This window comes from Chachezhania antarctica, from assembly GCF_003646465.1.
GTDB lineage: Bacteria > Pseudomonadota > Alphaproteobacteria > Rhodobacterales > Rhodobacteraceae > Chachezhania > Chachezhania antarctica.
In genome coordinates this window covers 761009-786633 of sequence record NZ_QZEX01000001.1, presented here as the reverse complement: position 1 = coordinate 786633, position 25625 = coordinate 761009, and the positions used below count along the sequence as shown (strand labels likewise).

The 25625-nt window shown below is 65.9% G+C and carries 29 protein-coding genes; 9 read left to right on the top strand and 20 right to left on the bottom strand.

The window, feature by feature from the left end:
- Nucleotides 1-277 precede the first annotated feature (277 nt).
- The 13 genes from D4754_RS03810 to D4754_RS03750 form a co-directional block, all read right to left on the bottom strand.
- The gene (locus tag D4754_RS03810; protein ID WP_205589569.1) at nucleotides 278-1267 is read right to left on the bottom strand and encodes an alpha/beta hydrolase; all 990 of its coding nucleotides are present in this window, start codon (nucleotides 1265-1267) and stop codon (nucleotides 278-280) included.
- Between the two features lie 425 nt (nucleotides 1268-1692).
- Nucleotides 1693-3963 carry a ribonuclease R gene (gene rnr / locus D4754_RS03805; protein ID WP_121061540.1) on the bottom strand — a complete coding sequence of 757 codons (2271 nt, stop codon included), beginning with the start codon at nucleotides 3961-3963 and terminating at the stop codon, nucleotides 1693-1695.
- A 123-nt stretch (nucleotides 3964-4086) separates the two neighbouring features.
- Nucleotides 4087-4668 carry a TIGR04282 family arsenosugar biosynthesis glycosyltransferase gene (locus D4754_RS03800; protein ID WP_121061610.1) on the bottom strand — a complete coding sequence of 194 codons (582 nt, stop codon included), beginning with the start codon at nucleotides 4666-4668 and terminating at the stop codon, nucleotides 4087-4089.
- Nucleotides 4669-4694: 26 nt separating this feature from the next.
- Nucleotides 4695-5855 carry a succinyl-diaminopimelate desuccinylase gene (dapE, locus tag D4754_RS03795; RefSeq protein ID WP_121061539.1) on the bottom strand — a complete coding sequence of 387 codons (1161 nt, stop codon included), beginning with the start codon at nucleotides 5853-5855 and terminating at the stop codon, nucleotides 4695-4697.
- A gap of 72 nt (nucleotides 5856-5927) precedes the next feature.
- The gene (ureG, locus tag D4754_RS03790) at nucleotides 5928-6539 is read right to left on the bottom strand and encodes an urease accessory protein UreG (RefSeq protein ID WP_121061538.1); all 612 of its coding nucleotides are present in this window, start codon (nucleotides 6537-6539) and stop codon (nucleotides 5928-5930) included.
- Nucleotides 6536-7204: an urease accessory protein UreF gene (locus tag D4754_RS03785; RefSeq protein ID WP_240453731.1), complete on the bottom strand. Its 669-nt coding sequence runs from the start codon at nucleotides 7202-7204 to the stop codon at nucleotides 6536-6538. Before D4754_RS03785 ends, ureG begins: the two co-directional genes overlap by 4 nt.
- Nucleotides 7188-7691, bottom strand: coding sequence for an urease accessory protein UreE (locus tag D4754_RS03780; protein WP_121061536.1), 504 nt, complete (start codon nucleotides 7689-7691; stop codon nucleotides 7188-7190). The genes D4754_RS03785 and D4754_RS03780 overlap by 17 nt, the downstream gene beginning before the upstream one ends.
- A 31-nt stretch (nucleotides 7692-7722) precedes the next feature.
- On the bottom strand, nucleotides 7723-7947 hold the full coding sequence (locus D4754_RS03775; RefSeq protein ID WP_121061535.1) for a DUF1127 domain-containing protein: 225 nt from the start codon (nucleotides 7945-7947) through the stop codon (nucleotides 7723-7725).
- A gap of 135 nt (nucleotides 7948-8082) precedes the next feature.
- Nucleotides 8083-9792 (bottom strand): urease subunit alpha, encoded by a 1710-nt coding sequence (gene ureC / locus D4754_RS03770; protein ID WP_121061534.1) that lies wholly within the window; start codon nucleotides 9790-9792, stop codon nucleotides 8083-8085.
- Between the two features lie 68 nt (nucleotides 9793-9860).
- Nucleotides 9861-10169: an urease subunit beta gene (locus D4754_RS03765; protein ID WP_121061533.1), complete on the bottom strand. Its 309-nt coding sequence runs from the start codon at nucleotides 10167-10169 to the stop codon at nucleotides 9861-9863.
- Nucleotides 10166-10345 (bottom strand): hypothetical protein, encoded by a 180-nt coding sequence (locus D4754_RS03760; protein ID WP_121061532.1) that lies wholly within the window; start codon nucleotides 10343-10345, stop codon nucleotides 10166-10168. The genes D4754_RS03765 and D4754_RS03760 overlap by 4 nt, the downstream gene beginning before the upstream one ends.
- 51 nt (nucleotides 10346-10396) lie before the next feature.
- Nucleotides 10397-10699 carry an urease subunit gamma gene (locus tag D4754_RS03755; protein ID WP_121061531.1) on the bottom strand — a complete coding sequence of 101 codons (303 nt, stop codon included), beginning with the start codon at nucleotides 10697-10699 and terminating at the stop codon, nucleotides 10397-10399.
- A 1-nt stretch (nucleotide 10700) separates the two neighbouring features.
- Nucleotides 10701-11381 carry an urease accessory protein UreD gene (locus D4754_RS03750; RefSeq protein ID WP_240453730.1) on the bottom strand — a complete coding sequence of 227 codons (681 nt, stop codon included), beginning with the start codon at nucleotides 11379-11381 and terminating at the stop codon, nucleotides 10701-10703.
- A 440-nt stretch (nucleotides 11382-11821) separates the two neighbouring features.
- Here D4754_RS03750 and D4754_RS03745 point away from each other — a divergent pair, with 440 nt between their 5' ends.
- The 5 genes from D4754_RS03745 (at nucleotide 11822) to modC (ending at nucleotide 16176) form a co-directional block, all read left to right on the top strand.
- Nucleotides 11822-12640 carry a YdcF family protein gene (locus tag D4754_RS03745; protein WP_163025760.1) on the top strand — a complete coding sequence of 273 codons (819 nt, stop codon included), beginning with the start codon at nucleotides 11822-11824 and terminating at the stop codon, nucleotides 12638-12640.
- A gap of 66 nt (nucleotides 12641-12706) precedes the next feature.
- The gene (locus D4754_RS03740) at nucleotides 12707-13585 is read left to right on the top strand and encodes a hypothetical protein (protein ID WP_121061528.1); all 879 of its coding nucleotides are present in this window, start codon (nucleotides 12707-12709) and stop codon (nucleotides 13583-13585) included.
- A 22-nt stretch (nucleotides 13586-13607) separates the two neighbouring features.
- The gene (gene modA / locus D4754_RS03735) at nucleotides 13608-14396 is read left to right on the top strand and encodes a molybdate ABC transporter substrate-binding protein (RefSeq protein ID WP_121061527.1); all 789 of its coding nucleotides are present in this window, start codon (nucleotides 13608-13610) and stop codon (nucleotides 14394-14396) included.
- Nucleotides 14393-15091, top strand: coding sequence for a molybdate ABC transporter permease subunit (modB, locus tag D4754_RS03730; RefSeq protein WP_121061526.1), 699 nt, complete (start codon nucleotides 14393-14395; stop codon nucleotides 15089-15091). Before modA ends, modB begins: the two co-directional genes overlap by 4 nt.
- The gene (gene modC, locus D4754_RS03725; protein WP_121061525.1) at nucleotides 15088-16176 is read left to right on the top strand and encodes a molybdenum ABC transporter ATP-binding protein; all 1089 of its coding nucleotides are present in this window, start codon (nucleotides 15088-15090) and stop codon (nucleotides 16174-16176) included. Before modB ends, modC begins: the two co-directional genes overlap by 4 nt.
- Nucleotides 16177-16182: 6 nt before the next feature.
- On the opposite strand, the gene D4754_RS03720 is transcribed toward modC, so the two are convergent.
- Nucleotides 16183-16455: a DUF2312 domain-containing protein gene (locus tag D4754_RS03720; RefSeq protein WP_420837187.1), complete on the bottom strand. Its 273-nt coding sequence runs from the start codon at nucleotides 16453-16455 to the stop codon at nucleotides 16183-16185.
- Nucleotides 16456-16630: 175 nt separating this feature from the next.
- Here D4754_RS03720 and D4754_RS03715 point away from each other — a divergent pair, with 175 nt between their 5' ends.
- Complete coding sequence (locus D4754_RS03715; RefSeq protein ID WP_121061524.1) at nucleotides 16631-16849, top strand: hypothetical protein; 219 nt, start codon at nucleotides 16631-16633, stop codon at nucleotides 16847-16849.
- Nucleotides 16850-16860: 11 nt separating this feature from the next.
- Here D4754_RS03715 and D4754_RS23825 read toward each other — a convergent pair whose 3' ends face one another.
- Nucleotides 16861-17076 (bottom strand): hypothetical protein, encoded by a 216-nt coding sequence (locus D4754_RS23825; RefSeq protein WP_163025759.1) that lies wholly within the window; start codon nucleotides 17074-17076, stop codon nucleotides 16861-16863.
- A 248-nt stretch (nucleotides 17077-17324) separates the two neighbouring features.
- On the opposite strand from D4754_RS23825, the gene D4754_RS03710 reads away from it, so the two are divergent.
- Genes D4754_RS03710 through D4754_RS03700 form a run of 3 tightly spaced genes read left to right on the top strand, consistent with a single transcriptional unit; the run spans nucleotide 17325 to nucleotide 19058 of the window.
- Entirely contained in the window at nucleotides 17325-18188 is an 864-nt protein-coding gene (locus D4754_RS03710) for an MBL fold metallo-hydrolase (RefSeq protein WP_121061523.1), read from the top strand.
- 10 nt (nucleotides 18189-18198) lie between these two features.
- Nucleotides 18199-18627, top strand: a complete 429-nt coding sequence (locus D4754_RS03705; protein WP_121061522.1) for a YeeE/YedE family protein — start codon at nucleotides 18199-18201, stop codon at nucleotides 18625-18627.
- Nucleotides 18627-19058, top strand: a complete 432-nt coding sequence (locus D4754_RS03700; protein WP_121061521.1) for a DUF6691 family protein — start codon at nucleotides 18627-18629, stop codon at nucleotides 19056-19058. Before D4754_RS03705 ends, D4754_RS03700 begins: the two co-directional genes overlap by 1 nt.
- A gap of 39 nt (nucleotides 19059-19097) precedes the next feature.
- On the opposite strand, the gene D4754_RS03695 is transcribed toward D4754_RS03700, so the two are convergent.
- The 5 genes from D4754_RS03695 to D4754_RS03675 form a co-directional block, all read right to left on the bottom strand.
- Nucleotides 19098-20474, bottom strand: coding sequence for a FliM/FliN family flagellar motor C-terminal domain-containing protein (locus D4754_RS03695; RefSeq protein ID WP_163025758.1), 1377 nt, complete (start codon nucleotides 20472-20474; stop codon nucleotides 19098-19100).
- Nucleotides 20475-20606: 132 nt separating this feature from the next.
- Nucleotides 20607-23285 (bottom strand): sensor histidine kinase, encoded by a 2679-nt coding sequence (locus D4754_RS03690; RefSeq protein WP_121061519.1) that lies wholly within the window; start codon nucleotides 23283-23285, stop codon nucleotides 20607-20609.
- Nucleotides 23286-23630, bottom strand: coding sequence for a hypothetical protein (locus D4754_RS03685; RefSeq protein WP_205589568.1), 345 nt, complete (start codon nucleotides 23628-23630; stop codon nucleotides 23286-23288).
- Nucleotides 23627-24007: a response regulator transcription factor gene (locus tag D4754_RS03680; protein WP_121061518.1), complete on the bottom strand. Its 381-nt coding sequence runs from the start codon at nucleotides 24005-24007 to the stop codon at nucleotides 23627-23629. The genes D4754_RS03685 and D4754_RS03680 overlap by 4 nt, the downstream gene beginning before the upstream one ends.
- A gap of 99 nt (nucleotides 24008-24106) precedes the next feature.
- Entirely contained in the window at nucleotides 24107-25408 is a 1302-nt protein-coding gene (locus D4754_RS03675) for a helix-turn-helix domain-containing protein (RefSeq protein WP_121061608.1), read from the bottom strand.
- Between the last annotated feature and the right edge of the window lie 217 nt (nucleotides 25409-25625).

The window sequence follows — 25625 nt, the reverse complement described above, 5'->3', positions numbered from 1 at the left end:
CGCAGGACCGCAGCGACACATCCAAGCCAACATAATGTTCCATTCGAAGTCTCCCTTGCTCACAGATTTCCTGTGATCCTATCGGGAGCTCGACCTCAGTGCAGGGTCAGCCCAATTACGCATGCTCGGAGCCCAATTCGACCGATGCTGCAAACACTGTGACGACAGGTTTTCGCGTACCGCGGGGCTAGTACAGGCACTTCCACGCTCCAACTTCAGATACCGGCCGGGTACGGTTTCAAGGGGAATAGCGGCCGCTGGTTGCGGCTTTCACGTGTCAGAGCTCACCCAGGTAACCTCGTATCAACGCTTCGGTTTCAGGGGCATCGACGATATCAAGATGCGAGGCACCGTTGACGACATGGTAATGTCCCTTGTCTGTCACATTGCTCATGAGAGGTTCGTACCGGTCCGCCACCATCGCTTCGTCTTCTGCTCCTGCGACCAGAAGGAACGGCGGCAGTCTGGCCATATCCGCGAGGTAGTTGCTTCTCGGTGCGAAGGATGTGTTGAGCCGCCAGCTGTAAGACGTGGTCGCATAATCGCCAAGTGGACCATCCAGAACCGCTTTGGGCATGTTGAACTGGATCATGTCCATGTGGTCAAGCCAATGGACGCCCACGTTGTTGAGCATCGACAAGCCGATGATGCGGCGGGTCAGTACATGCGCCCAGCCTCCTGAGCTAGGTTTTGTCGTCGGGGCATTGTGCTTGAGAAACGGCGCAAGAAGAATGGCGCCACCGATTTTTCCGCCATGTTCACCACCTGCAAAGCGCACCACCAGCCCGCCCCCGGAAGAGTGACCCAGCAGGATAGCCTCGCGCGGGTCGTCTGCCATCAGGTCGGCGATGTCGTCCTCGAATTGTCCGATGTAATCCACATCGCCACGTCGCGCAGGTCTGTCCCCATGTCCTCGAAGCGTAACGGCCTTGACCTCGGCCACATCCCTGAGCGCCCATGCCAGACGGTCGAATTGACCGCCAAACCATCCTGAGCCGTGAATCATGATGACCAAAGGCAAGCCTGCGCTGCCTTCCGTCTGCACATGGGTATACGAGAACTCCGCGCCATCACGCGCGGTATAGGTCCTGCGGGCGAATTCGGGTGTTTCCGGTGGGGCAAAAGCACCTGACGCCGTTACTCCGGTGAAATCCAACCCCTCACGCGCTTCGAGAGCTTTGGGATGTTGGGAGACGATAAGGGCCACCGCCATAACGAAGTAGATGCCGACCGAGATCGCGGCCAATGTCAGGATACTCAAGGTCAATACGGGTCTCCGGATGAGCGTGGTCAGAATTCTCGAAGCTACAACTGCGACGCATAAGTTTGGCTGGCTTCGTCCAGGGCCTGAACTCAAAAAGACTGGACGGACTGATGGCGGACATTGGCGGCCCCAAAAACTGGTGTCCACTTCGTCCCGCAAGCCGGACCAATGCACAGGCCGCAGCGAAGGTCTCCGTCAGATCAGACACGTGAGGCCAAATCCTGTCCCCACCCCGGCCAAAGCGCGCCCGGCGCGGCGGAGGAGGACGCGCATTCGGCGCGTCCGACGGGGGGTGGGTGGGCGGGCCGCGCCGGGCGCGCTTTGGCCCGCGGCGTTCACCCCGTTTTACCTCTATGTCCAGAAAGTATAGTGCCCCGGGTATTCGCCTCGTGACCGGCTGTGTCCAGAAAGTATAGTGCCCCGGGCCCTCAGCTTCGCCGCCGCGACACCTTGCGCTTGCCCTTGTCGCCCTTGCCCGGTGCCCGGCCCGGACGACCCGACCCGGCGGACTTGCCCCGCCCGTAACGCCCCGACCGCGGCTGCCCCTTCGGCATCGCTTTCTCGTTCAGTTCCAGCAGTTCCAGCTCGATCCCACCGGTGACAGGAGAGGCTTCGGCCAGCTTCACCTTCACTCGCTGCCCCAGCGCGATCAGAAGCCCGGTATCGGCCCCCATCAGCGTCCCGGCCTGCTGGTCGTACTTGAAGTATTCCTGCCCCAGAGAGCGGATCGGGATCAGCCCGTCGGCGCCGGTCTCGTCCAGCTTCACGAAGACGCCGAACCGGGCTATCCCGTTGATCCGGCCTTCAAATTCCGCGCCCACCCGATCGGCCAGGTAGGCGGCAAGATAGCGGTCCGTTGTCTCGCGCTCGGCCATCATCGACCGGCGTTCGGTGTCCGAAATTTGCACCGCCGTCTGCTCCAGCGTCTCGATCTCGCGCTCGGACAACCCGTCGTCGCCCCAGCCGTGGACAGAGATCAGCGCCCGGTGCACGATCAGGTCGGCATAGCGGCGGATGGGCGAGGTGAAATGCGCGTATTCCCGCAGCGCCAGCCCGAAATGTCCAAGGTTGTCAGGGCTGTAATAGGCCTGACTCATCGACCGAAGGGTCGAGATATTGATCAGTTCCGCATCGTCCGACCCGGCGGCGGCGTTCAGCAACTGGTTCAGATGCCGCGTCTGCAGCACCTGCCCCTTGGCCAGCGCATAACCCGACGCCCGCGCCGTCTCGCGCAGCGCGTCCAGCTTGGCCTGCGACGGCTCCTCGTGCACCCGGAACAGCAGCGGCGAGCGTTTCTTGCCCAACGTTTCGGCGGCGGCCACGTTGGCCAGCACCATGAATTCCTCGATCATCTTGTGCGCGGTCAGCCGGTCGCGGAAGTTGACGGACGTCACGGTCCCGTCCTCTGCCAATTCGATCTGGCGTTCCGGCAGGTCCAGATCCAGCGGCTGGCGCACCTCCCGCGCAGCGGCCAGCGCATCGTAGGCGCCTTTCAGCGGTACCAGCACCGGATCCAGCAGCGGCCCCGCCTGATCGTCGGGCGTCCCGTCGATGGCGGTCTGCACCTGTTCATAGCTCAGGGACGCGGCCGAGCGCATCAGGCCACGCACGAAACGGTGGCCGATCTTCTTGCCACCCTCGTCGATCTGCATGCGCACGGCAAGGCACGCGCGCGGCACGCCTTCGTGCAGCGAACACAGGTCGCCCGACAGGCGCTCCGGCAGCATCGGCACGACGCGGTCCGGGAAATACGTGGAATTTCCGCGCTTTACGGCTTCGCGGTCCAGTTCGGTGCCGGGGCGGACATAGGCCGCGACATCGGCGATGGCGACCCACAGGACGAAACCGCGCGGGTTCTTCGGATCCGCGTCGGGTTCGGCAAAGCAGGCGTCGTCATGATCGCGGGCATCGGCCGGGTCGATGGTGACGAAGGGCAGCTCGCGCAGATCCTCGCGGCCCTTCAGTCCCTGCGGCTTCATCCCGTCGGCTTCCTCCAGCACCTCGGCCGGGAAGTCGTCGGGGATTCCGTGATTGTGGATCGCGATCAGCGACACGGCCTTGGGGCCGCTCGGATCGCCCAGCCGCCCGATCACGCGGGCGCGCGGCAGGCCCATGCGCGCGCGGGAGCCGATCTGTTCGGCCTCGACCAGTTCGCCATCCTTGGCGCCGTGGCGGTCGGCCTCGGACACCGTCCACTCGTTGTGGGTCGCCTTGTCGATGGGCACGATCCGCCCGCCTTCGGACTCCTTGCGGTAGACCCCCAGCACCCGGCGGGGATGGGAGCCGATGCGACGGATGAGGCGGGCCTCGTAATGGTGATCCTCGCCCTGCACGATCTGCAGCTTGGCAAGGATGCGGTCGCCGGCGCCAAGCGCGGGATCGGCGGCGCGCGGCAGGATGAGCACGACGGGCTCCACCCCTTCGCCATGCCATTCCAGCGGGCGGGCGAACAGGTCACCGTCCTTGTCGGGCGCGCGCACTTCCAGCACCGTCACCGGGGGCAGGCGATCGGGATCGCGATAGGACTTCTTGCGCTTTTCCAGGTGGCCTTCGTCTTCGAGCGTGCGCAGGATGCGCTTCAGCTCGATCCGCTGGGCGCCCTTGATGCCAAAGGCCTTGGCGATATCGCGCTTGGACGTCTGGGTGGGGTTTTCTGCGATCCATTCGAGGATTTCGCGGCGGTCGGGGATCCGGGTCATGGCCGGTCCCTAGCACGGACCGGGGGCCGCGTCATGAGCAATTGCGACGTGGCGCCGTCGGGACATGACACGCCCTCAGCGCCCCGCCCGCCCTCCCCAACGGCGCCCCGCTTCGCGGGCCGCCTAGGCGCTTCGGGCGCGTCGGGTGAGGTCAGCTTTCGTGTCCACGTCGGCAAGGCGGGCGGCTTCAGCGATCTTGAGCCCCGGCAAGACCGCGACGGTGTCGGCCATGGCGTGCGGGGTTGACCAGCGGACGCGGTCGAGCGCCCCGGTTCGCAAGGCGCGCGCGGCAAGTGCGGACGACCTGAAACCGATGAGCCAGTAGCCGCCGTCCTCGGCCGGTCCCAGAACGGCGTCGGCGGTGCCCATCATTCGGAACGCATGGGCGATTTCGGTGGATGTCACGTCGGGGATGTCGGCGCCGATCAGGCAGACAGGTCCGGGTGGGGCGGCTGCCATCGCGCGCAGCATGCGATGGCCCAGATGGCCTGTTCCCTGGGGGATTCGGGGCAGATCGCCGGGCCAGACACGGCTTTGCAGGCCGTCCACATCGGGGCTGACGGCCAGCACGAGGTGCCAGCGCGGGTCGCGCAGACGGCGCAGAAGGTACCGGATCCGATGCCGGAACCACCACGCCGCGCGGGTCATGCCGATCTCTGCGCCAAGGCGGGTTTTCACGCGGCCCGGCCTTGGTTCCTTGACCATCACGATCAGGGTGCGCGGCTTGCGCCTCACGCGAAATAGCCGGCCAGGATCCGCGTGTAGATCGCCTTCAGCTGCCGGATCTGGTCCACCGGCACGCGTTCATCAACCTGGTGCATGGTCTCGCCCACCAGACCGAACTCGACCACCGGGCAGTGATCCTTGACGAACCGCGCATCCGACGTGCCACCCGAGGTCGACAGGATCGGTGTGACGCCGGTTTCGGCCTCGACCGCCTGCGCGACGAGATCGGAGAGCGGTCCGGGCGGTGTCAGGAAGCTTTCGCCCGAGACGCGGATCTGCACGTCGATCTTCACGTCGAAGTCGCTGGCGACCTGCGCTGCCTCGGCCCGCAACCAGTCGGACAGGCTGTCGCCGGAATGGGTGTCGTTGAAACGGATGTTCACGCGGGCCATGGCCTTGGCCGGGATCACGTTCGTGGCCGGGTTGCCGGTATCGACCGTCACCACCGCCAGCGTCGACGGGTCGAAATGGTCGGTGCCCTGGTCCAGTTCGTGGCTCGCCAGCCGGTCCATCAGGCGGACCAGCGGTGGCAGCGGGTTCTTCGCGCGGTGGGGATAGGCCGAATGGCCCTGAACGCCGGTCACGTGAAATTCGGCGTTCATGGAACCGCGGCGACCGATCTTGATCATCTCGCCCATGCGCGACGGGCAGGTCGGTTCGCCCACGAGGCACGCGCGCATCTGTTCGCCGGTCTCAGCCATGTAATCGAGCAGCGCCGTCGTGCCATCCAGCGCCGGGCCCTCTTCGTCCCCCGTGATCGCAAGGATCACCGCACCGTCGGGCGGGGTGTGGGTGACGTGGTCGATGGCGGCGGCAACGAAGGCCGCGACGCCGGATTTCATGTCGGTTGCGCCACGGCCATAGAGGATACCGTCACGGATTTCGGCGCCGAAGGGATCGGTGGTCCAGTCATCCGCGTCGCCGATGGGCACCACGTCGGTATGGCCGTTGAAGCCGAAGGTCTTCGCGTGGCCCTTTTTGCCCCAGCGGGCCAAGAGGTTGCTGACACCGCCCCGATCCACCCGCGTGCAGTCGAAACCCGCGGCTGTCAGGCGATCCTCCAGCAGCACCAGCGCGCCGCCTTCTTCCGGCGTGACCGAGGCGCAGCGCACAAGGTCGGCTGTCAGCGCGACCGGATCGGTTTCGGCATGGGCGGCTTCGGTCATGGCGGGGCTCCTGTCGATGGCGTCCCCGCCTGAATAAGACACTGGCGGCGCGGGTGCCACCGGTCCGGCGGGTTAAAGCCCGCCGACATTCCGCAAAAGGGTGACGACGGCATCCACGCCCTGCCGCTGTTTCAGGCTGGCGAAGACGAAGGGGCGGTCGCCGCGCATCCGCTTCGCATCGCGTTCCATCACGCCCAGGTCGGCGCCGACGTAAGGGGCCAGATCGGTCTTGTTTATGACCAAGACGTCCGACTTGGTGATGGCAGGCCCGCCCTTGCGCGGGATCTCCTCTCCCGCGGCCACGTCGATGACATAGAGCGTGACGTCCGCCAGTTCCGGGCTGAAGGTGGCTGACAGGTTGTCACCGCCGGATTCGATCAGCACGATCTCGACCTCGGGGTGGCGGGCGATCATCTCGGCCACGGCGGCGAGGTTGATCGAGGCGTCCTCGCGAATGGCCGTATGCGGGCAGCCGCCGGTTTCCACGCCGATGATCCGGTCCCGCGGCAGGACCTGCAGGCGCATCAGCGCCTCGGCGTCTTCCTGCGTGTAGATGTCGTTCGTGACCACGCCCACCGAATGGGTGTCGCGCAGCGCCTCGCACAGGGCGGCGGTCAGCGTTGTCTTGCCTGCGCCCACCGGGCCGCCGATGCCCACGCGCAGGGGGCCGTTCATGTCCTTCATGTGCGGAAACTCCGTGAATAGAGCGTCTCGTGCGTCATCGAGGCGATATCGGCCGCGAAGGCCGTACCGCTCAGGGCATCAAGATCGCCGGAAAGCGTCTCACGCGCCACTGTTTCGCACAAGGGGTGAAGCGCCGACAGCACCGCCTGCCCTTCCGTCTGGCCCAGCGGCACCGCGCGCACGGCGGCAGAGACGAGGTTCGCGGCAAAGGCGTGAAGGTACCATGCGGCGACGGTCTGTTGTGGCAGGCCACACAGGGACGTGGCCCGGCCCACGGCGACGGGATAGGTCAGGCCGTGCAGGTCCAGCCCGTGGAGCGTCGCGGTGGTCTGGCAGAAGGCGGAGCCCATCAGCTCCGTCTCCATCAGCCGCTCGCGGGAGGGGGCGAAGGCGCGGGCGGTGGCGTCGATGGTGCGGACAGCGTCGATGTCGGGGGCAAGGTAGGCCGCGGACAGGAACAGAGCATCGGACCGGCCCGAGCCATAGTCGATCAGGATGCGGATCCAGTGATCCAGGTCCAGCGCAGTTTTCAGTGCACCGTCGGAAATCGCCATTTCCAGACCGTGGGAATAGGCGAAGGCCCCCACCGGATAACCGGGAGAGAACCATTGCGCGAGTGTCAGGAAGGCGATGCTGCCAGTACCGGATTCAATGGCTGTGGCCATGGGTCCGTCCGTGACCATAGGCGCCGCCTTCGGGCGTGAAGGGTTCCGTGACAGGCCGCGTGTTGGCGCCGATCTTCGACAGCATATCGGCGATGACGTGATCGGGCTGGATCAGCAGGCGGCCCGGTTCGATCTGGCACGGCGTGTGGCGGTTGCCGACATGCCATGCGACGCGGGTCAGGTCAGGCCCGGTGATTTCCAGCAGAGATTCAGGTGCCGCGACGATCTCGATCTCGTCGCCATCGACCGTCACCAGCACCCCGCCGTGATTGAGCGATGTGGTCTGGGACAGGTCCACCAGAACCTTCCGGCCGTCTTCCAGTTCCAGCACCCTTCGGCGCAGGAAACGGCCTTCGTAGGTCAGATGCAGACGGCCTGCCGGGGCAGGCCTGTGTGCATGGTCGTGATAAACGCGCGCCACAAGCTGCGTTGCGGCATCGCTCGATGCTGCGCTCGCAGCATCCGTATCCGGCCCCGGGGCAGTCATACCTGCCCCCGGGACATGTGCCGGGTCTGGATCAGATCCAGTAGCCGGGCGACAGCACGTGACGTGCGATGTCTTCGCGCTTGATGCCGCGCTTCGCGAGATCTGCGTCGGAAAGAGCTTCCAGCGCGCGGATCTGCTTCATTTTCGAGTTGTTCTCGGCCATGACCACCAGGCCGTTGCCGATTGCCGAAAAGAAACGGCTGAACGCGTTTTGTACATTCCGGCCCGCCGGAACGTTTGCAGTGATGTGTGCCATAGGAGATGTATCCTTTGCTAAAGATCAATCTCCTCCCATGGCGGTGAAGGTATGCTGCAGGTGCAGCATGTGCCACCCCTTTTGCGGAATAGCCGCTGTGCGCGAAATGCAAGGCAATGTTCATCGGATATTCACTCAGAACAGAAAGTAGCGCTGCGCCATGGCCAGTTCCTCGGCCGGCTGGCAGGTCAGAAGCTCTCCGTCCGCGCGCACTTCGTAGGTTTCGGGGTTCACCTCCATCTGCGGGGTGGCGGTGTTCAGCAGCAGATCGGCCTTGGATATCGCCCGCGTGTTCTTGACCGCCACCGTCTCCTTCGCCAGCCCGAATTGCGCGCCGATCCCGTTGGCCTGCCCCGCGGCAGACACGAACATGACCGAAGACTTTTCCAGCGACCGGCCATAGGCGCCGAACATCGGGCGGGTATAGACGGGCTGCGGCGTGGGGATCGAGGCATTCGGATCGCCCATCTGCGCCACGACGATGGTGCCGCCCATCAGAACCATTTCAGGCTTCACGCCGAAGAAGGCCGGGTTCCACATCACCAGATCGGCGCGCTTGCCGACCTCGATCGAGCCGATCTCGGTCGACATGCCGTGCGCGATGGACGGGTTGATCGTGTACTTGGCAATGTAGCGACGGACGCGGAAATTGTCGTTCTGGCCCTGCTCTTCCGCCAGACGCCCGCGCTGCTTCTTCATCTTGTCGGCGGTCTGCCACGTGCGGATGATCACCTCGCCGATGCGGCCCATGGCCTGGCTGTCGGACGCGATGATCGAAAAGGCGCCCATGTCGTGCAGGATGTCTTCGGCGGCAATGGTTTCGCGCCGGATGCGGCTTTCGGCAAAGGCCACGTCTTCCGGGATCGAGTTGTCCAGGTGATGGCAGACCATCAGCATGTCCAGATGCTCCTCCAACGTATTCACGGTGAAGGGGCGCGTGGGGTTGGTGGACGACGGCAAAACGAAGCTTTCGCCACAGATCTTGATGATGTCCGGCGCATGGCCCCCGCCCGCGCCTTCGGTGTGGAAGGCGTGGATCGTGCGGCCCTTGATGGCGTCGACCGTGTTTTCGACGAAGCCGGATTCGTTCAGCGTGTCGGTGTGGATCATCACCTGCACGTCCATGTCGTCGGCCACGCTCAGGCAGCAATCGATGGCGCCGGGGGTCGTCCCCCAGTCCTCGTGCAGTTTCATGGCGGAGGCACCGGCCTCGACCATTTCCACCAGCGCATCGGGTTGCGAGGCATTGCCCTTGCACGACAGCCCGAAATTCATCGGGAACGCGTCCAGAGACTGCATCATCCGCGCGATATGCCAGGGCCCCGGCGTGCAGGTGGTGGCGAGCGTCCCGTGGGCGGGCCCGGTGCCGCCGCCCAGCATCGTCGTCACGCCGGAATGCAGCGCATCGTCGATCTGCTGCGGGCAGATGAAATGGATGTGGCTGTCGAAGCCCCCCGCCGTCACGATCCGGCCTTCGCCCGCGATCGCCTCGGTTCCCGGGCCGACGATGATATCGACATCGGGTTGCGTATCTGGGTTGCCCGCCTTGCCGATGGCGGCGATGCGGCCGTCCTTCAGACCGATATCCGCCTTGTAGATGCCCGTCACGTCGACGATCAGCGCGTTGGTGATGACCGTATCCACGGCCCCGCCCGCGCGGGTCACCTGGCTTTGGCCCATGCCGTCGCGGATCACCTTGCCGCCGCCGAACTTGACCTCCTCCCCGTAGGTGGTCAGGTCCTTTTCGACCTCAATGATCAGGTCGGTATCGGCCAGCCTGACCTTGTCGCCCGTGGTCGGGCCGAACATGCTGGCGTAATCGGTGCGGGCTATTCTGGCGGGCATCGGGGTCTCTCCGCTGATGGAGCTTCAAGTTACTTAAATGCGTGCGGGCCGGTCCGTGCGGCGCCCGTTCAGTCGAGCGCGCCCATGACCGCCTGGTTGAACCCGTAGACCTTCCGCGCGCCGGCGTAGGGGATCAGGTTCACCTCGCGCCGCTGGCCCGGTTCGAACCGCACGGCAGTGCCGGCGGCGATGTCCAGCCGTTGACCGCGCGCCGCCTCCCGGTCGAAATCGAGCGCGGCATTGGTTTCGGCGAAATGGTAGTGCGAGCCCACCTGAACCGGACGGTCGCCGGTATTGGCCACCATCATGGTCGTGACTTCGCGCCCTTCGTTGAGCACCAGGTCACCCTCGGCAACAAAGAGCTCTCCCGGGATCATGCGATCGACCGGGCGCGCCGGCGGCGAACGGCGCCGGCGGCGACGGCAAGGACGATGACAATCGCGCCGGCGGCGATGGTCAACCCGCTGTCGTGGCTATGGGCCTCGCCGGTCTGGTGTGCCAGCACAGGGGTCGCGGCAAGAATGGCGCCTGCGGTAAGGGTCAGTTTTTTCATGTTGTTGCTCCTGTTTCTTCTTCTGCTCTTCTGGGGCGTTGGTCGCCGGTTTTATCGGATCGGATTGTGAACGGTCACCAGCTTGGTGCCGTCGGGAAACGTGGCTTCTACCTGCACTTCGTGAATCATTTCCGGCACGCCGGTCATGCACTGGTCGCGGCTGATGACATGGGCCCCGGCCTCCATCATGTCGGCCACCGACCGGCCGTCGCGGGCACCTTCGACCACCGCGTCGGTGATCAGCGCGATCGCTTCGGGGTGGTTCAGCTTCACACCGCGCGCCAGACGCTTGCGGGCCACTTCGGCCGCCATCGAGATCAGAAGCTTGTCTTTTTCGCGGGGGGTCAGTTGCATGTCAGATCGTCCACGGTCGGGGTATGTCCTGTTGCGCCAGGCGTTCCAGGACAGGAACAAGGGCCTGACGCAGAATATGGCTGTCGGGCGCCAGCGCGCGCAAGACAAGAAGCCCGTCGCGCACAAGGCTGACACCGGCGCAGAGGCCGGTCGGCTTGAGGTCATGCAGAAGCGCGCGCAAAGGGTCCAGATGCGCGTCGGCCGCACGGGAGACGCGCACCACCGTCGCCATTGCCCCCGCCCCGCCGCCGCGCGCCGGGGCCTTCATCTGGTCGGACACGGCATCGTCCAGCGACAGCGCATCGAGGTAGATCGGAATGCCGTCCCGCCGGATCTCGATCCGGTCGTTGAAGGCCACGTCCTGCAGCCGTTCGCCCATGGCCGCCCGGCCGAAGACCAGCGGCTCGACCATCAGGAACGACGCGTCGGCGTTCAGGTCCACCGTCAGGCGCCGACGAAAGCGGGCGCCGTCGAACAGGATCGTCTCCTGCGGCAGCCAGTGCAGATCGGCGCCGTCATCGACGGTCAGGTGCGTGTCCTGCCGCCCCGTCTCGAACTTTTCGGCGCGGTAGGCGCGTTCGGCAGCCTGTGTCGTGACGGTGAGCCCGGTGCCGGTTCGCGCATGGGCGCGGATGACATAGCGGTCCCCGCCCGTGATCCCGCCGGCCGTGTTCAGCAGCACGCCAAGCACCCGGTCCTTTGACCTTGCGCGCGGAAAGAGAAGCCGCAGCGATCCCGACGTCCGCAGATTGTCAAGTCGCGAGACACCGTCAACGTGTTTGATCGAAAGAATAGCCTGCCCCTGCGCGCGAGGAGGTCTGACAGTCCGGTCTTGCGGCGCAATATCGGGCAGGATCTGAATGTGTCGCTCCGCCATTCGGCTTGTTGCTGGCTCGGGTCAGTCTTCGCATCTGCTGCGAAAGCGTCCATGCGCTTCGGAAGATCAGACGCGAACTTGGCGATTATTGCGCATATGCTGAGCCTGTTAAAGGATTTTTGCCCAGCGAATAAGCGGCTTACGGGCATTTCCGGCGGAAAATGGCCGTGACTGCCCTTACGTCAATCAATATCGGACCGCGGGCGCCCGCAATAAGGGCGTCGCGAAAATCAGGGGACATGTCCATGGATTCGGTACTTTTCGTGCTCTACAAGGCCGCGTTCGCAGTGCTGCGCCCCGACACGGCCCTGATCCTTCTGGTCGCTGCAGCCTTCTGGGCCGTCCTTCGCGGGCACTTGCGGCCGGCACGATGGCTGGCGGGTTCGGCGCTTGCGGCGATGCTGGTGATTGCCCTGCTGCCCGTGGGCCAGTTCGTCCTGCTTCCGCTGGAAACCCGCTATCCGCCCGACCCGCCGGTGCCCGACGACATCGGCGGCATCATCGTTCTGGGCGGCGGCGAAGACGGCGCGGCCAGCCATTACTGGCAAAAGCCCATGGTCAACGGCGCCGGCGAACGGTTTACCGAAGCTCTGGCACTTGCGCAGCGCTTCCCCGAGGCCCCCGTGATCTGGACCGGCGGCATCGTCGCGCTGACACCGGCGGCGAAGGACGCGACCTCGATGGGCGCCTGGGTTCTGCAGGACCTTGGCCTGCGTCCGCCCCGCCTGCTGATCGAGCCGTCGTCGCGCAATACCGCCGAAAACGCGCGGCTGTCGCTGGACCTGGCGCCGGACCGGGGCGACCGGCCATGGCTGCTGGTCACCAGCGCCTTTCACATGCGCCGGTCGGTTGAAACCTTCTGTGCGGCGGGTTGGCAGAACCTTGTTCCCTGGCCCACCGATTTCCGCACCGCACCGCAGACATGGGGGCCGAAATGGAACTTCGCCCTCCATCTTGAAACACTGGTCATGTCCACGAAGGAATGGATGGGGCTGGTGGGCTACCGCGCGACAGGCCGCGGGGGCAGGCCCGACGCGTCCTGCCTGGCCCGGCCTCCGGTTTGACCGCCGCGCGTCAACGCGTTACGCCAAGACGAACAGTCCATGCAAGTATCCCCGGTCCGGAGTCCCATGAGGATCGTTTTTCACGCGGGCGCGCATTTCACGCAAGGTGACCGGCTGCTGAAAAGCCTGATGCGCAACCGCGACAGCTTTGCCGCGCGCAGCATCGCCCTGCCCGGTCCGGCCCGCTACCGCCCCCTGTTCAAGAACGTCTTTCAGGAGGCCGAAGGCGCGCCGCCGGTGCCCGACAGCCGCGAGATCATCCTCGATGCCGCGCTCGACAACGACCGCGCCGAGACCATGATCCTGTCGAACGACCGCTTCTTCGGCGCGGTGAGCGAGGCGGTGGTGGACGGGCGTCTTTACCCCGACGCGCCCCGCCGGCTGCAGCTGCTGCAGGACATCTTCGACCGGGACGAGATCGAGCTGTTCCTTGCCGTCCGCGATCCCGCGACCTTCCTGCCGGCCATCCGGACCGAACTGGCAAGCCGCATGGTGCCGCCCGATCTTCTGGCCGGCACCGATCCCCGCGCCCTGCGCTGGTCCGACCCGATCCTGCGCATGCGCGACGCGGCACCGGGCATCCCGATCACGGTCTGGTGCAACGAGGACGCGCCCCTGATCTGGCCCCAGATCCTGCGCTCCATGGCCGGGTTCCAGCCCGACGACCCCGTCGAAGGCGGGCTGGACGGGCTGGACGAAATCATGACCGGGGAAGGGCTGGAACGCCTGCAGGCCTATATCGACACGTTGGATTCGCCAAGCGCGGCCAAGGTGCGCCGGCTGTCGCTGGCCTTCCTTGAACGGTTCACCGACGAAGACGCCACCGTGGAAGAGATCGACATGCCCGGCTGGACCGAGGCCGACATCGAACGGCTGGGCGCGATCTACGACGAAGACATCGAAGCCCTGCAGGAGGCCGATGGCGTGACGGTGATCTTCCCGTGACCGCCCGACGCTACAGTGCCCCATGACCCGGATCGCGCGCCGTCTTGTCCTGTCCGCTGTCGTGGCCATTGCCCTCCTGCCCATGGCAGGCAAGGCGCAGGAGCCGGTGACCGTCTTCGCCGCCGCCAGCATGAAGACGGCGCTGGACGAGGTGGCGGCGCTCTGGGCGCGCGACGGGAATCCACCGGTGCGGATCGCCTATGCCGGCAGCTCGCTTCTCGCGCGGCAGATCGATCAGGGCGCGCCGGCGGATCTGTTCATCTCGGCCAATCCCGACTGGATGGACTGGCTGCAAGACGCCGGGATGATCCGCGAAAGCAGCCGCCGCACCCTGCTGACCAACGCACTGGTGCTGATCGCGGCCCCGCAGACGATTGCGCCCGGAACAACTGACGGGACAGTGACGGCCGGGTATGACATCGCTGCTGCCCTGGGCGACGGTCGCCTTGCCGTCGCGCTGGTGGAGGCGGTGCCGGCCGGGCTTTATGCCAAGGCGTCGCTTCAGGCACTGGAACAATGGGACGTCCTGCAACCCCGCCTCGCCGAGACCGACAACGTGCGCGCCGCGCTGCGGCTTGTCGCCTCGGGCGAGGCGCCGCTGGGGATCGTCTATCGCTCGGACGCCATTGCCGAACCCGCCGTCCGGGTGCTGGGAACCTTCCCCGCCGACAGCCATCCACCGATCCTCTACCCCGCCGCATTGCTGCCCGACGCGCAGGCAGGTGCCGCGCCGTTCCTCGATTTCCTGTCGACGCCCGAGGCGAAGGCCGTCTTCGAAACGCAGGGCTTCGGCACGGACCCACACCCATGAGCGGCTGGCTCGGCCCCGCGGAATGGCAGGCGGTCGCGCTGTCGCTCAAGGTGGCGTTCTGGGCCACGCTTCTCAGCCTGCCGCTTGGCGTCCTGACCGCACTGGCGCTGGCGCGCGGGCGCTTTCCCGGCCGTCAGGTGCTGAACGCGCTGGTGCATCTGCCGCTGATCATGCCGCCCGTTGTCACCGGCTACCTGCTGCTGTTGACCTTCGGCCGCCGCGCGCCCGTGGGCGAATGGCTGGCCGAAACCTTCGGCCTTGTCCTGGCCTTCCGCTGGACCGGTGCCGTACTGGCCGCCGGCATCATGGCCTTCCCGCTGATGGTCCGCGCCATCCGGCTGGCGATCGAGGCGGTCGATCCCCGGCTGGAACAGGCCGCCGCCACGCTGGGCGCCCCCCGGGCCTGGGTGTTCCTGACGGTCACGCTGCCCCTGATGGCGCCGGGCCTGATCGCGGGGGCGGTGCTGGCCTTCGCCAAGGCCATGGGCGAATTCGGCGCCACGATCACCTTCGTGTCGAACATCCCCGGCGAAACCCGGACCCTGCCCTCGGCCATCTATTCCTTCCTGCAGGTGCCCGGTGGCGATGGCCCCGCGCTGCGGCTTGTCGCCGTGTCGATCTTCGTGTCGCTCCTGGCCCTGGCCCTTTCCGAACTCCTCGCCCACCGCGCCGCGAAACGGGTGGCGGGACGATGAGCCTGTCGGTCGATATCGCCCACCGGCTGGGATCGTTCGACCTGAACGTCGCCTTCGAGGCCCCCGCTGGCGTGACCGCGCTGTTCGGCCGGTCCGGCAGCGGGAAAACCAGCGTCGTGAACGCTGTCGCCGGACTGATGCGGCCCACGTCGGGCCGGATCGCCCTGAACGGCGATGTCCTGTTCGACGCGAAAACCGGCCCGGAGCAGCCGCCCCATCGCCGGCATCTGGGCTATGTCTTCCAGGAGGCCCGCCTGTTTCCGCATCTGAGCGTCCGCAAGAACCTTGCCTACGGCCAACGCTTCGCCCGCCCCGGGGCCGAACGGCCAGATTTGAAAACCATCGCCGACCTGCTGGACATCACCCCGCTGCTGGACCGTCGCCCCGGCACCCTGTCGGGCGGCGAACGCCAGCGGGTCGCCATCGGTCGGGCGCTGCTCTCCGCCCCGCGGATGCTGCTGATGGACGAGCCCCTCTCGGCGCTCGATGCCGCGCGGAAGGCGGATATCCTGCCCTATCTTGAGGCGGTGCGCGATTCCGCCGGTATCCCGATCCTCTATGTCAGCCACAACATGACCGAGGTCGCGCGGCTGGCGACCACCGTCGTCATCATGGATGCGGGCCGCGTGGTAAAGGCAGGACCCGCGGAAGAGGTGCTGTCGGATCTCGATCTCGTGCCGATGCTGGGCGTGCGCGATGCGGGCGCGCTTCTGCAGGCTACCGTCCTTCGGGACCATGATGACGGGATGACGGAGCTTTCGATTGCCGGCGGCACGCTGTTCCTGCCCGACATGGGGCTCGGCCCCGGCAGCAGAACCCGCGTGCGGATCATGGCGCATGACGTGATTCTGGCCGATCACCGGCCCGAAGGCCTGTCGGCCCTGAACATCCTGCACGGCAGGGTTATCGCCCTGCGGGACGGTCGCGGGCCCGGGGTGATCGTGCGGCTGGATTGCGGCGGCGACACGCTGCTCGCCCGGATCACACGGCGGTCGGCCCAGGCGCTGGATATCGCGCCGGGGCGGGAGGTCTGGGCGGTGGTCAAGTCCGTCTCGGTCGCCCGCACCGATATCGGGGCGGGCTGAGACGGCTCACATGCCCAGTGCTTCCTTGTACATCTCCAGCACCGCCTCTTCTTCGGCGATGTCGTCCTTGTCGCGCTTGCGGAGCGCGATCACCTTGCGGATCACCTTGGTATCGTAGCCACGGCCCTTGGCTTCGGCCATGATTTCCTTCTGCTGGTCGGCGATGTCTTTCTTCTCCGCCTCCAGCCGTTCGTAACGCTCGATGAACTGGCGCAGCTCGGCCGCCGTTACCTTGTAGGTCGCATCGGCCGCGCTCTCGACCATCTGTCCGTCTTCCATGCCTCAATACTCCCTGGCGTCGATTGAACCGCACGTGGTGGATTGCCGGGATACATGGGCCGCTGCGGCCCCACAAGGCAAGATCAGACCCCGCCCGCGCGACCAAGGGCGCGCTTGATCGCGACCGCGCTCTCGGGTAGCCGCAGCGCAAACGGGCCACGCTGAAGGAGCGCGCATGTTCGACATCATCATCTGGGCCGGCGCCGTCCTTGTCCTGGCCGGCATCGCGGGCCTGATCTGGTGCGTGCTGAAGGTCATCCGTGCCCGGCGCGCCAGGCTCGACGACGACGCGCTGCGCGTCGTTCTGCAATCGGTCGTGCCGCTGAACCTCGCCGCCCTGCTGGTATCGGCGCTCGGTCTCATGCTCGTGGCCGTCGGCGTGATCCTGGGCTGACCTATGCGGGCTTACACGGGCAGGTTGTCGAAATCCGCCTCGCACCGTTCGTTCAGCAGCGCTTCCTCGAGCGTTTTCAGCCGCGAGGGCACCACCATCCCGGCCGCCCGCATCTTCTGCAGGACCGAACAGAATTCCCGCTGATAGGACATTCGCCCGCTGTTGCCGGCGCTGGCGATTCGCAATTCAAGGTCTCTGGCCCGATGGGCCAAGTCTGTCTCCGTCATGTTTTTCCTCCCCTAAGAACCGATCCGCAACAGGGTCGCGGCTGTTCCTCCTGCCGCAAGTTCCCGGGATCGGCTCTGCAGTCACGTTACCCGCAACTCCACAAGTTTGGCCCAGAAAGTTTACAGGCGGTTAAAAAAACGCATGGGCGGCAGGCTGGTTCCATCGCTGCCTGAAATTTACGCTGCAATCGGGCTTGCATTACATTCACATATTGATATGTGTATTCGCAACAGTAAAGGAGAGTGCCATGACACCTCATGTGACAGCCTTTTTCGACGAAGCCACGTTCACCGCGTCCTACGTGGTGAAGGATCCCCAGGGCAGCGCCTGCGCGGTGATTGACAGCGTGCTCGACTTCGACCACGCCTCGGGCCGGACCGACACGTCCTCGGCCGACGAGATCATCGCCCACATCAAGGCGCGGGGCCTGCAGGTCGAATGGATCCTCGAAACCCATGTTCATGCGGATCACCTGTCGGCCGCGCCCTACATTCAGGAGAAGGTGGGCGGCCAGATCGGCATCGGCGACCGGATCACCGTGGTGCAGGACACCTTCGGCAAGGTCTTCAACGAAGGCACCGAATTCCAGCGCGACGGATCGCAGTTCGATGCGCTGTTCACCGAAGGCGACAGCTTCCATATCGGCCAGATGCGCGGCGACGTGCTGCACACGCCCGGCCATACGCCGGCCTGCCTGACCTACGTGATCGGCGATGCGGCCTTCGTGGGCGACACGCTGTTCATGCCCGATTTCGGCACCGCGCGCTGCGACTTCCCGGGCGGTTCGTCCGAGACGATGTACAATTCGATCCAGAAGATCCTCGCCCTGCCGGACGAAACTCGCATCTTCGTGGGCCATGACTACAAGGCGCCGGGCCGCGATGAATTCGCGTGGGAAACGACCGTGGGCGAACAGAAGGCGCTGAACATCCACGTGGGGCAAGGCAAGCCGATCGAGGATTTCGTGTCGATGCGCGATGCCCGCGATGCAACGCTGGGCATGCCGCGCCTGATCCTGCCGTCGCTGCAGGTGAACATGCGCGCAGGCCACATGCCGCCCGCCGATGACGAGGGCAACGTGTACCTGAAACTGCCCGTCAACAAGCTTTAAGGAAATCGCCATGGAACACGATTGGATCATGGGCCTGCTTGGCGGCGGGCTGATCGGGCTGGGTGGCGCCGTCTACCTTCTGGGAAACGGGCGCATCATGGGGGCCAGCGGCATCATCGGCGGGCTGGTCGACGGCTCGGGCCGGTCGACCGCCACCGAACGGCTGGTCTTTCTGGCCGGTCTGGTCGGCGTGCCCACGATCCTTTACCTCGCCACCGGCATGACGAAGGAGACGCACCTGACCCCGAACTGGGCGGTGGTGATCGCGGCCGGTCTGCTGGTGGGCATCGGCACGCGGGTCGCCAATGGTTGCACGTCCGGGCACGGTGTCTGCGGCATCTCGCGGTTTTCGCTGCGCGGCATGGTCGCGACGGTGTTCTACATCCTGGCAGGCGGCATCACGCTGACGCTGATGCGGCATGTCCTGGGGGTGATCTGATGCGGTTGATCGTTTCACTGATTGCCGGCGGTCTGTTCGGCGCCGGCCTGTTCCTGTCGGGCATGACCGACACGACGAAGGTACAGGGCTGGCTGGACGTGTTCGGCAACTGGGACCCGACGCTGGCCTTCGTGATGGGCGGCGCGATCCTTCCGATGGCCGTGGCCTGGCAGCTGACCCGCGGGCGGCGCCCGCTGGTGGGCGGTGAGTTCCCCGCCCCGCCCCGGCACGAGATCGGGCACCGGCTGATCGTAGGATCCGTCCTGTTCGGGATGGGCTGGGGGCTGGCCGGGCTCTGCCCCGGGCCGTCCATCGCATCGCTCAGCTATGGCGGCATCGCCGGGCTGATCTTCCTTGGGGCGATGGGCGCCGGCATGCTCGCCGCGCCCACAGTCGGCCAGAGCCTCGACCGGATCGCCGCCCCGGCATAGGCCAGCGCCCCATGCGCACAACGGCGCGGGGCCCTGATCTCAGCTGTCTTCCCCGTCGAGGTTGAGATCCATCGGCGTGCCCATCGGCAGATCCGACAGATCCGACAGATCCGGCAACCCGCCATCGTCCCCGCCAAGGGGCGGCAAGTCCGGAAGGGCGGGCAGATCGGGCAGACCTTCGGTTTCGCCATCCGTGTTCCACGCGGCCATATCGGGATCGGCATCCATGCCCGGCAGGTCCATCGGCGCACCGGCGTCGAAGTCCATCGCGGGCATCTCGGGCAGGTCGTCCAGACCGCCGGCCATCGGCGCGGCATCCATGCCCCCACCCAGACCCGGATCGAAGCCACCATCACCGCCGGGCTCAAGGCCGCCGTCAAAGCCGCCATCAAAGCCACCGTCGAAACCACCGGCTAAGCCGCCCTCAAGCCCGCCGCCGAAACCGCCCATCGCGCCCGGCGCCGGGCCGCGGCCCGCGGGTTCGAAGGTCTCGGCCAGTTCACGGGCCGAGGGCTGTGTCGGGGGCGGTTCGTTCACGCGCAGCGCCCGTGACCCGCCGGCCTGGCCCAGGCGGCCCACGGCGATCTTGACCCCTTCGATGGTGCGCAGTTCGGTCTTTTCCAGTTCGCCGTCGGTCAGTTCCAGAAGCGTGCCGGGTTGCAGGCGCGAAAAGGTCGCCAGTGTCATCCGGATCCGTCCCAGCACCGCCGACAATTCCGCCCGTATCACGCCTGTCGCCTGATCCAGATGCGGACCGCGCGGGCCCGTGGCCACGGAATCCGATTCCTCTTCCGTCAGGTCGGGGAGAGCGAGCCGGAGGGTGCTTTGCACCTTGCCGTGCGCGATATCGAGCGTCATTTCGAAGATGCGAAACCGGTCGTCTTCCAGTTCAAGCACCAGATCCTGCACATCCAGCGCCCGGGCGCCGTAACGGTAGCCGGTCAGGCAGCGGCGGTCATGTTCGACTTCGGCCAGTTCGGAGGCCCGCTGCAGCATCCCGTCGATCAGCGGTTCGGCCAGCGCGGCATCGGTATCGGTAAACGCACGTTCGTTCGGCGTGCCGCCGAAAACATCCCCCATGGTCTGGCGCTGGATCAGGACCATTACTGTCTGGGGATCGACGCTGGCGACGCCGAACCGCCCGTCCGGGCCTTCCAGAAGCATCAGCAGCCAGTTATCGGAAAAATGGCGATGCAGATCGTCGATCATGCACCTGTCCTGCGTGGCGCCGATGGCGGCAATGGGCAGTTCGTACAGGTCGTCGGACGTGCGCGCGATGGCAAGCCTGAGCGCGCGCAGCGCCGTGCGTTCGGTCGTCGACGGACCGGCCTTCGCAGCCGAAAGCTTTCGCGTCAGCGCTGATGGATTTTTCCGGCCCGCAACGCCGCCATCCGCGTCCCCGCCGGACCCGGTCATCTGTTCATCATTCCTAGCCGTCGATGCCATCGGTGCATCCGCCCCAGTCACATGTCCGCCCACACTCGGGACCCGTCATAGCGCATAGGACGTTACGATTGTCTTTACTCCGCGCCATTCCCGGTAAGGGCGTCAGGCCGCTTCGCGCACCAGCGCCGCGGGCAGGTTCACGCGGAAGGCGGCGCCGCCGGGCCGTGGCAGGTAGGCGATGTCGCCGCCAAGGCGCAGCATGATCTCGCGGCAGATCGCAAGGCCCAGGCCTGCGCCCCCGGCCCGTTCGGCATGCACGCGCGAGAATTTCTCGAACACCGTCGCCTGCGCCTCTGCCGGGATACCGCTGCCGTTATCCAGGAAATCGACCGTCACGCCGGCGGCATGCTTGTGGACGCGGATCGTGAGTTCTGGCCTTGGCGCATCGCAATATTTCTGCGCGTTGGTGATCAGGTTGATGAAGACCTGCGCCAGCCGGTCGAGGTCGGTCGCGACCTCCACCTCCTCGGCCCCGCGTTTTCGCCGCACGTGCAGCGGCCTGTCCGCCCCCGCCAGCGCGGCATCGACCGAACGGTCGAGCACATCGGCCAGCTGACCTTCGCGCATGTTCAGCGTCACACGGCCGTTTTCCAGCACGCTCAGATCCAGCAGATCGTCCAGAAGACGCGTCAGACGCAGTGCTTCGTCATGGATGATGTTGGCATAGCGGCGCTGATCTTCGGGGCCCAGGGCTTCCGAATCGCGCAGGATCTCGGAAAACGCGCGGATAGACGTCATTGGCGTGCGCAGTTCGTGACTGACTTGGCTGAGGAAGCTGTCCTTCTGCAGGCTGATCTGGGTCAGCTTGTCGTTCGCCTCGCGCAATTGGTGCGCGGTGCGGGCCAGTTCATCGGACTTGGCTTCCAGCTGGCTGGAATATTCCAGCATCTGCGCGCTTTCGTCCGCCACGGCCAGCAGGTCTTCGACCGACACCGCCGACCGCCCGACGATCTGGTCGACCATCGCATGGGCCGTCGCCGCCCCGACGGAGCCGGAGAGCACACGTTCCAGCCGTTCCAGAAAGGCGGGCGTCGGCGTGGGCAGTTGTCCGGTGACACCCTGGCGCTTTGCCTCGGTGGCGAACAGCGATTGCGCCTCGGCCGCGCCCAGCAGGCGCTGGGTCATGATCATCAGGTCTTCGCTTTGCGCGACCGACCCCGTCCACCGACGCGCGGCGGTGGAATGGTCGAACACGTTGACGAATTGCGCGCCCTGCAGGCGTTCCAGCGGGCTGGGGAAGGTCACGATGGACAGGGCACAGAAAGTCAGCGTGTTCAGAAGCAGGCTGAAGAACACGGAATGCACCACGGGGTCGAGGCCCACGAACCCGAACAGGGCCTGCGGGCGCAGCCAGCTGATGCCGAACAGGCCCTCTGCCATCACGTGATCGGGCAGCGCGCCGCCGCCCAGCCCCGGCAGAAGCAGCGTGTAGGCCCAGAGCACGAAGCCCACGGTCAGCCCCACCGCTGCGCCGATCCGGGTCGCGCCCCGCCAGAACATCCCGCCGATCATCACCGGCAGGATCTGCGCCACCCCGGCAAAGGCGATGATCCCGATCGACGCCAGCGCCGCGCCGCCGCCCGACAGCGAATAATAGAAGTAGCCCAGCACCATGATCACGGCGATGGAGATCCGCCGCGCCGTCAGCACCACCGCCCGCGCATCGCCCGAAACCTGCGCGCCGGTTTTCTTGAAGGCCAGCCAGATCGGCATCACCACGTGGTTCGACAGCATGGTCGACAGCGCCATGGCCGCGACGATCACCATCGACGTGGCCGATGAAAACCCGCCCAGGAAGGCCAGCATGGCCAGCACCGTCTTGCCCTCCTGCAAGGGCAGGGTCAGCACGAAGAGATCGGGGTTGGCGCTGTCGGGCATCACCTCCAGCCCCACGGCGGCGATGGGGACGACGAAAAGGCTCATCAGCAGAAGGTACAGCGGAAACGCCCAGGATGCCGTGCGCAGGTGGCCTTCGTCCGAGTTCTCGACCACCATCACCTGGAACATGCGCGGCAGGCACAGGAAGGCGGCGGCCGACAGCGCGGTGATCGTCAGCCAGCGGCTGCTGTCGACATGCCATTGCCCGATGCGCGAGGCGTCGATCCGCTCCATCGTCGGCCCGATCCCCCCCGACAGGCCCCAGACGACGAAGATCCCCACCGACAGAAGTGCCACCAGCTTGACCACGGCCTCCAGCGCGACGGCGGTGACCACCCCGTGATGGCGTTCGTTGGCGTCGAGGTTCCGTGTCCCGAACAGGATCGCGAAGACGGCCAGCCCCCCGGCCGCCCAGAAGACCGCCAGCTTTTCATCGAAGGTCTCACCGGGATCGAGCGCGGAGAACGCCGCGAAGGACAGCGTGATCGATTGCAGTTGCAGCGCGATATAGGGGGTCACCCCGATCACGGCGAGCATGGTCACCCCGATGGCCAGCAGGTTCGACTTGCCATAGCGGGCCGAGATCAGGTCCGCGATGGATGTCACCCGCTGGCTGCGCCCGATACGCACCAGCTTGCGCAGTCCCCACCACCAGCCCGCCATGACAAGCGTGGGGCCAAGGTAGATCGTCACGAACTCCATCCCCGACCGCGCGGCATAGCCCACGGCGCCGTAGAACGTCCACGCCGTGCAGTAGATCGACAGGGACAGGGTGTAGATCCACGGCGATTGCAGCCAGGCCACGGTGCGATGCGCGGCGATCCGTTCGGCCGCGAAGGCGACAAGGAACAGGAAGGCCACGTAGATCAGGCAGACCAGCACCATGAGGTCGAGAGACGCCATTCAGATCGCCTCTCTCTCCGCGCGCGGATCCGTGCTTTCGGGGCGGGACGGATCGGGCCAGTCGTCGAGGGTATCGTCCGCGTCGTCTGACAGCGACCTTTCCAGGTAACTCAGGCCCACGATGGCTGCGATCAGCAGCGCCCAGGCGCCGAAGATATAGACAAGGATGTCCGACATGGCGACGGCGGGGATGCCCGTTGCCTCCTCCCGCTGCGCCGTGGGCCACAGAAGCGGCAGCACGAACAGCGCGGTGCCGAACAGGGGCAGCACGCGGATCGCGTCGATGATGCGGCGGCGGCGATAGCTGCGGCGCTCCAGGAAGACCGGAGGCGGACGCTCGGTCATGGCCGGGCGGCCCCGGCGACCAGATCGCGCACGGCGGTCAGCACCTCGGCATTCGAAAACGGCTTGGTCATGAAGCGGCTCGCGCCGGCCTGTTCGGCCATCTCGCGGTCGCGGGACTGGCCACGGGCCGTCAGCATCAGCACCGGCAGGGATCGCATCGGCCCGTTGGCCCGCAATTCCTGCAGCACGTCCATCCCGCTTTTCCCCGGAAGCATGACATCCAGAATGACAAGATCGGGGGCGCTTGCACGGATCACGTCGACCGCGTCCGTCCCGTCGGCGTGGACCTCGACCTGCCAGCCCTCACGCGCCAGAAGAAAGCGGATCGCCTCGGCGATGTTCGCTTCATCCTCGATCAGCAAAACCTTTCGGCCCATCGAGTTTCCATCCCTCCCGGACGGCCCCGGAATTGTGTTCCCCGGTTGGTTCCGCCCCCATGGTGTGTCCCGCAGCTTACCCGCCGCCCGTTCGCAGTGTCAAAACCCTTCCTTCAGGATCGACCGTTCCCGCCGCGACCGGCAGTTCCGCCGCGTACAGATGCGGCAGCTGACGCCGACGGGGATCGGATCGGGATCGGGCTCGCCCCTTAGCGGCACGACAAGCATGGCGGCCATCAGCTGTGCATCCCCGTTGAAGCCCGGTGCGGCCTGCGGCCACGACACGGACATGCAATCGAACAGGCCCGGGTTCCGGCCCGCCTGTTCCACCACCCGGCGCAGGGGCGTCTGCGGACGTGTCAGCGCGGTGAACAGCGGCCAGAGCGGACAGGCCGCGCCGAACCGCGGCAGGGCGAAGCCCGCGACGGGCTTGCTGAACACAAGGCTGCCCGACGCATCGCAAACGGCCAGCCCGGTTTCCGTCCCCGTCACCTTGCGCGGGAGAGCGGCCAGACGGCGGAACATGCGCGACAGGCCCGCCCCGGTTTCGCGCGACAGCCGGTCGGGTTCGAAGCCCAGGCGCGCGATCAGCTGCGCCATGGGTGCCAGCGGCAAGTGCGCCGCATCTTCGGCATACTGGCGCAGGATGCCCCGGGCCATGGCCCTTGCCGCGTCCGAGCCAAGCTCCGGTGCGTTGCGGGCCAGATCGTCGGGCGTGGCCTCACCGGATTCCAGTTCCGGGAAGTGGTAGCCGTGCGCCTCAAGGAACGCGTCGACGTCCTCCTGCGGGACACCCCGCCTGTCGGCACCGCCATCCTTTTCGTCCAGATACTGCACCAGCATCTTCGAACTTTCGGCCAGCCGGGCGCTGTCCTCGTTCAGGTTTGAATGGAACCGGTCGCGCCATTCGGCCTCCAGATCCTCGGATTCCGCCAGGATCGACGCGGTGGACCGGATCGAGGCCGCGCTTGACAGGACCTCGTGCATCGACGCCGCCAGATGCGGGTCGTGGGTCAGCCGGTCGGACAGGGTTTCGACCGTGCGTTCCAGCGAGGCGATGCGGCGGTGATGGCCTGCCAACAGCTCTGCCCAGCCCGGAAAACGGCCGGCGAATTCGTCGACCCGGTCGATTTCCGCCGACACGCCGGCGTTCTCGGCGGCGGCTTCGCGCAGCGTGGAAATCAACGCGGCCTCGGCGCCTTCGGTCAGCACGGCAGGTTCGACCCCCAGCGCGACCGAGATGTCGACCAGCAGCTTGCCGCCGATTCTGCGGCGGTTGTGTTCGATGAGATTGAGATACGACGCCGAGATCCCCACCTGTCTGGCGAGTTCGGATTGCCGCACACCGGCAATCGTCCGGCGTTCGCGGATCCTGCTACCTCTCAGTGTGTCCCGGCTCAGCGCTTCTCCTCCCGGCTTATCGAACCATTTCAAGCGCTTTCCGCAGCGCAGCGTAAAAACTTTACTGAATGCGTTATAGAGCTGTTCATATTTTTACAGAAATTTTGTGTCATGCAAAGGGTTTATTGCATTGTTTTACATATCCCTCGCATAGTGAATTTGCACGATTGTGCGCCGTCCTGTGGGAAAGAGGAGCCTGCGCGACGGAATTCAAAAA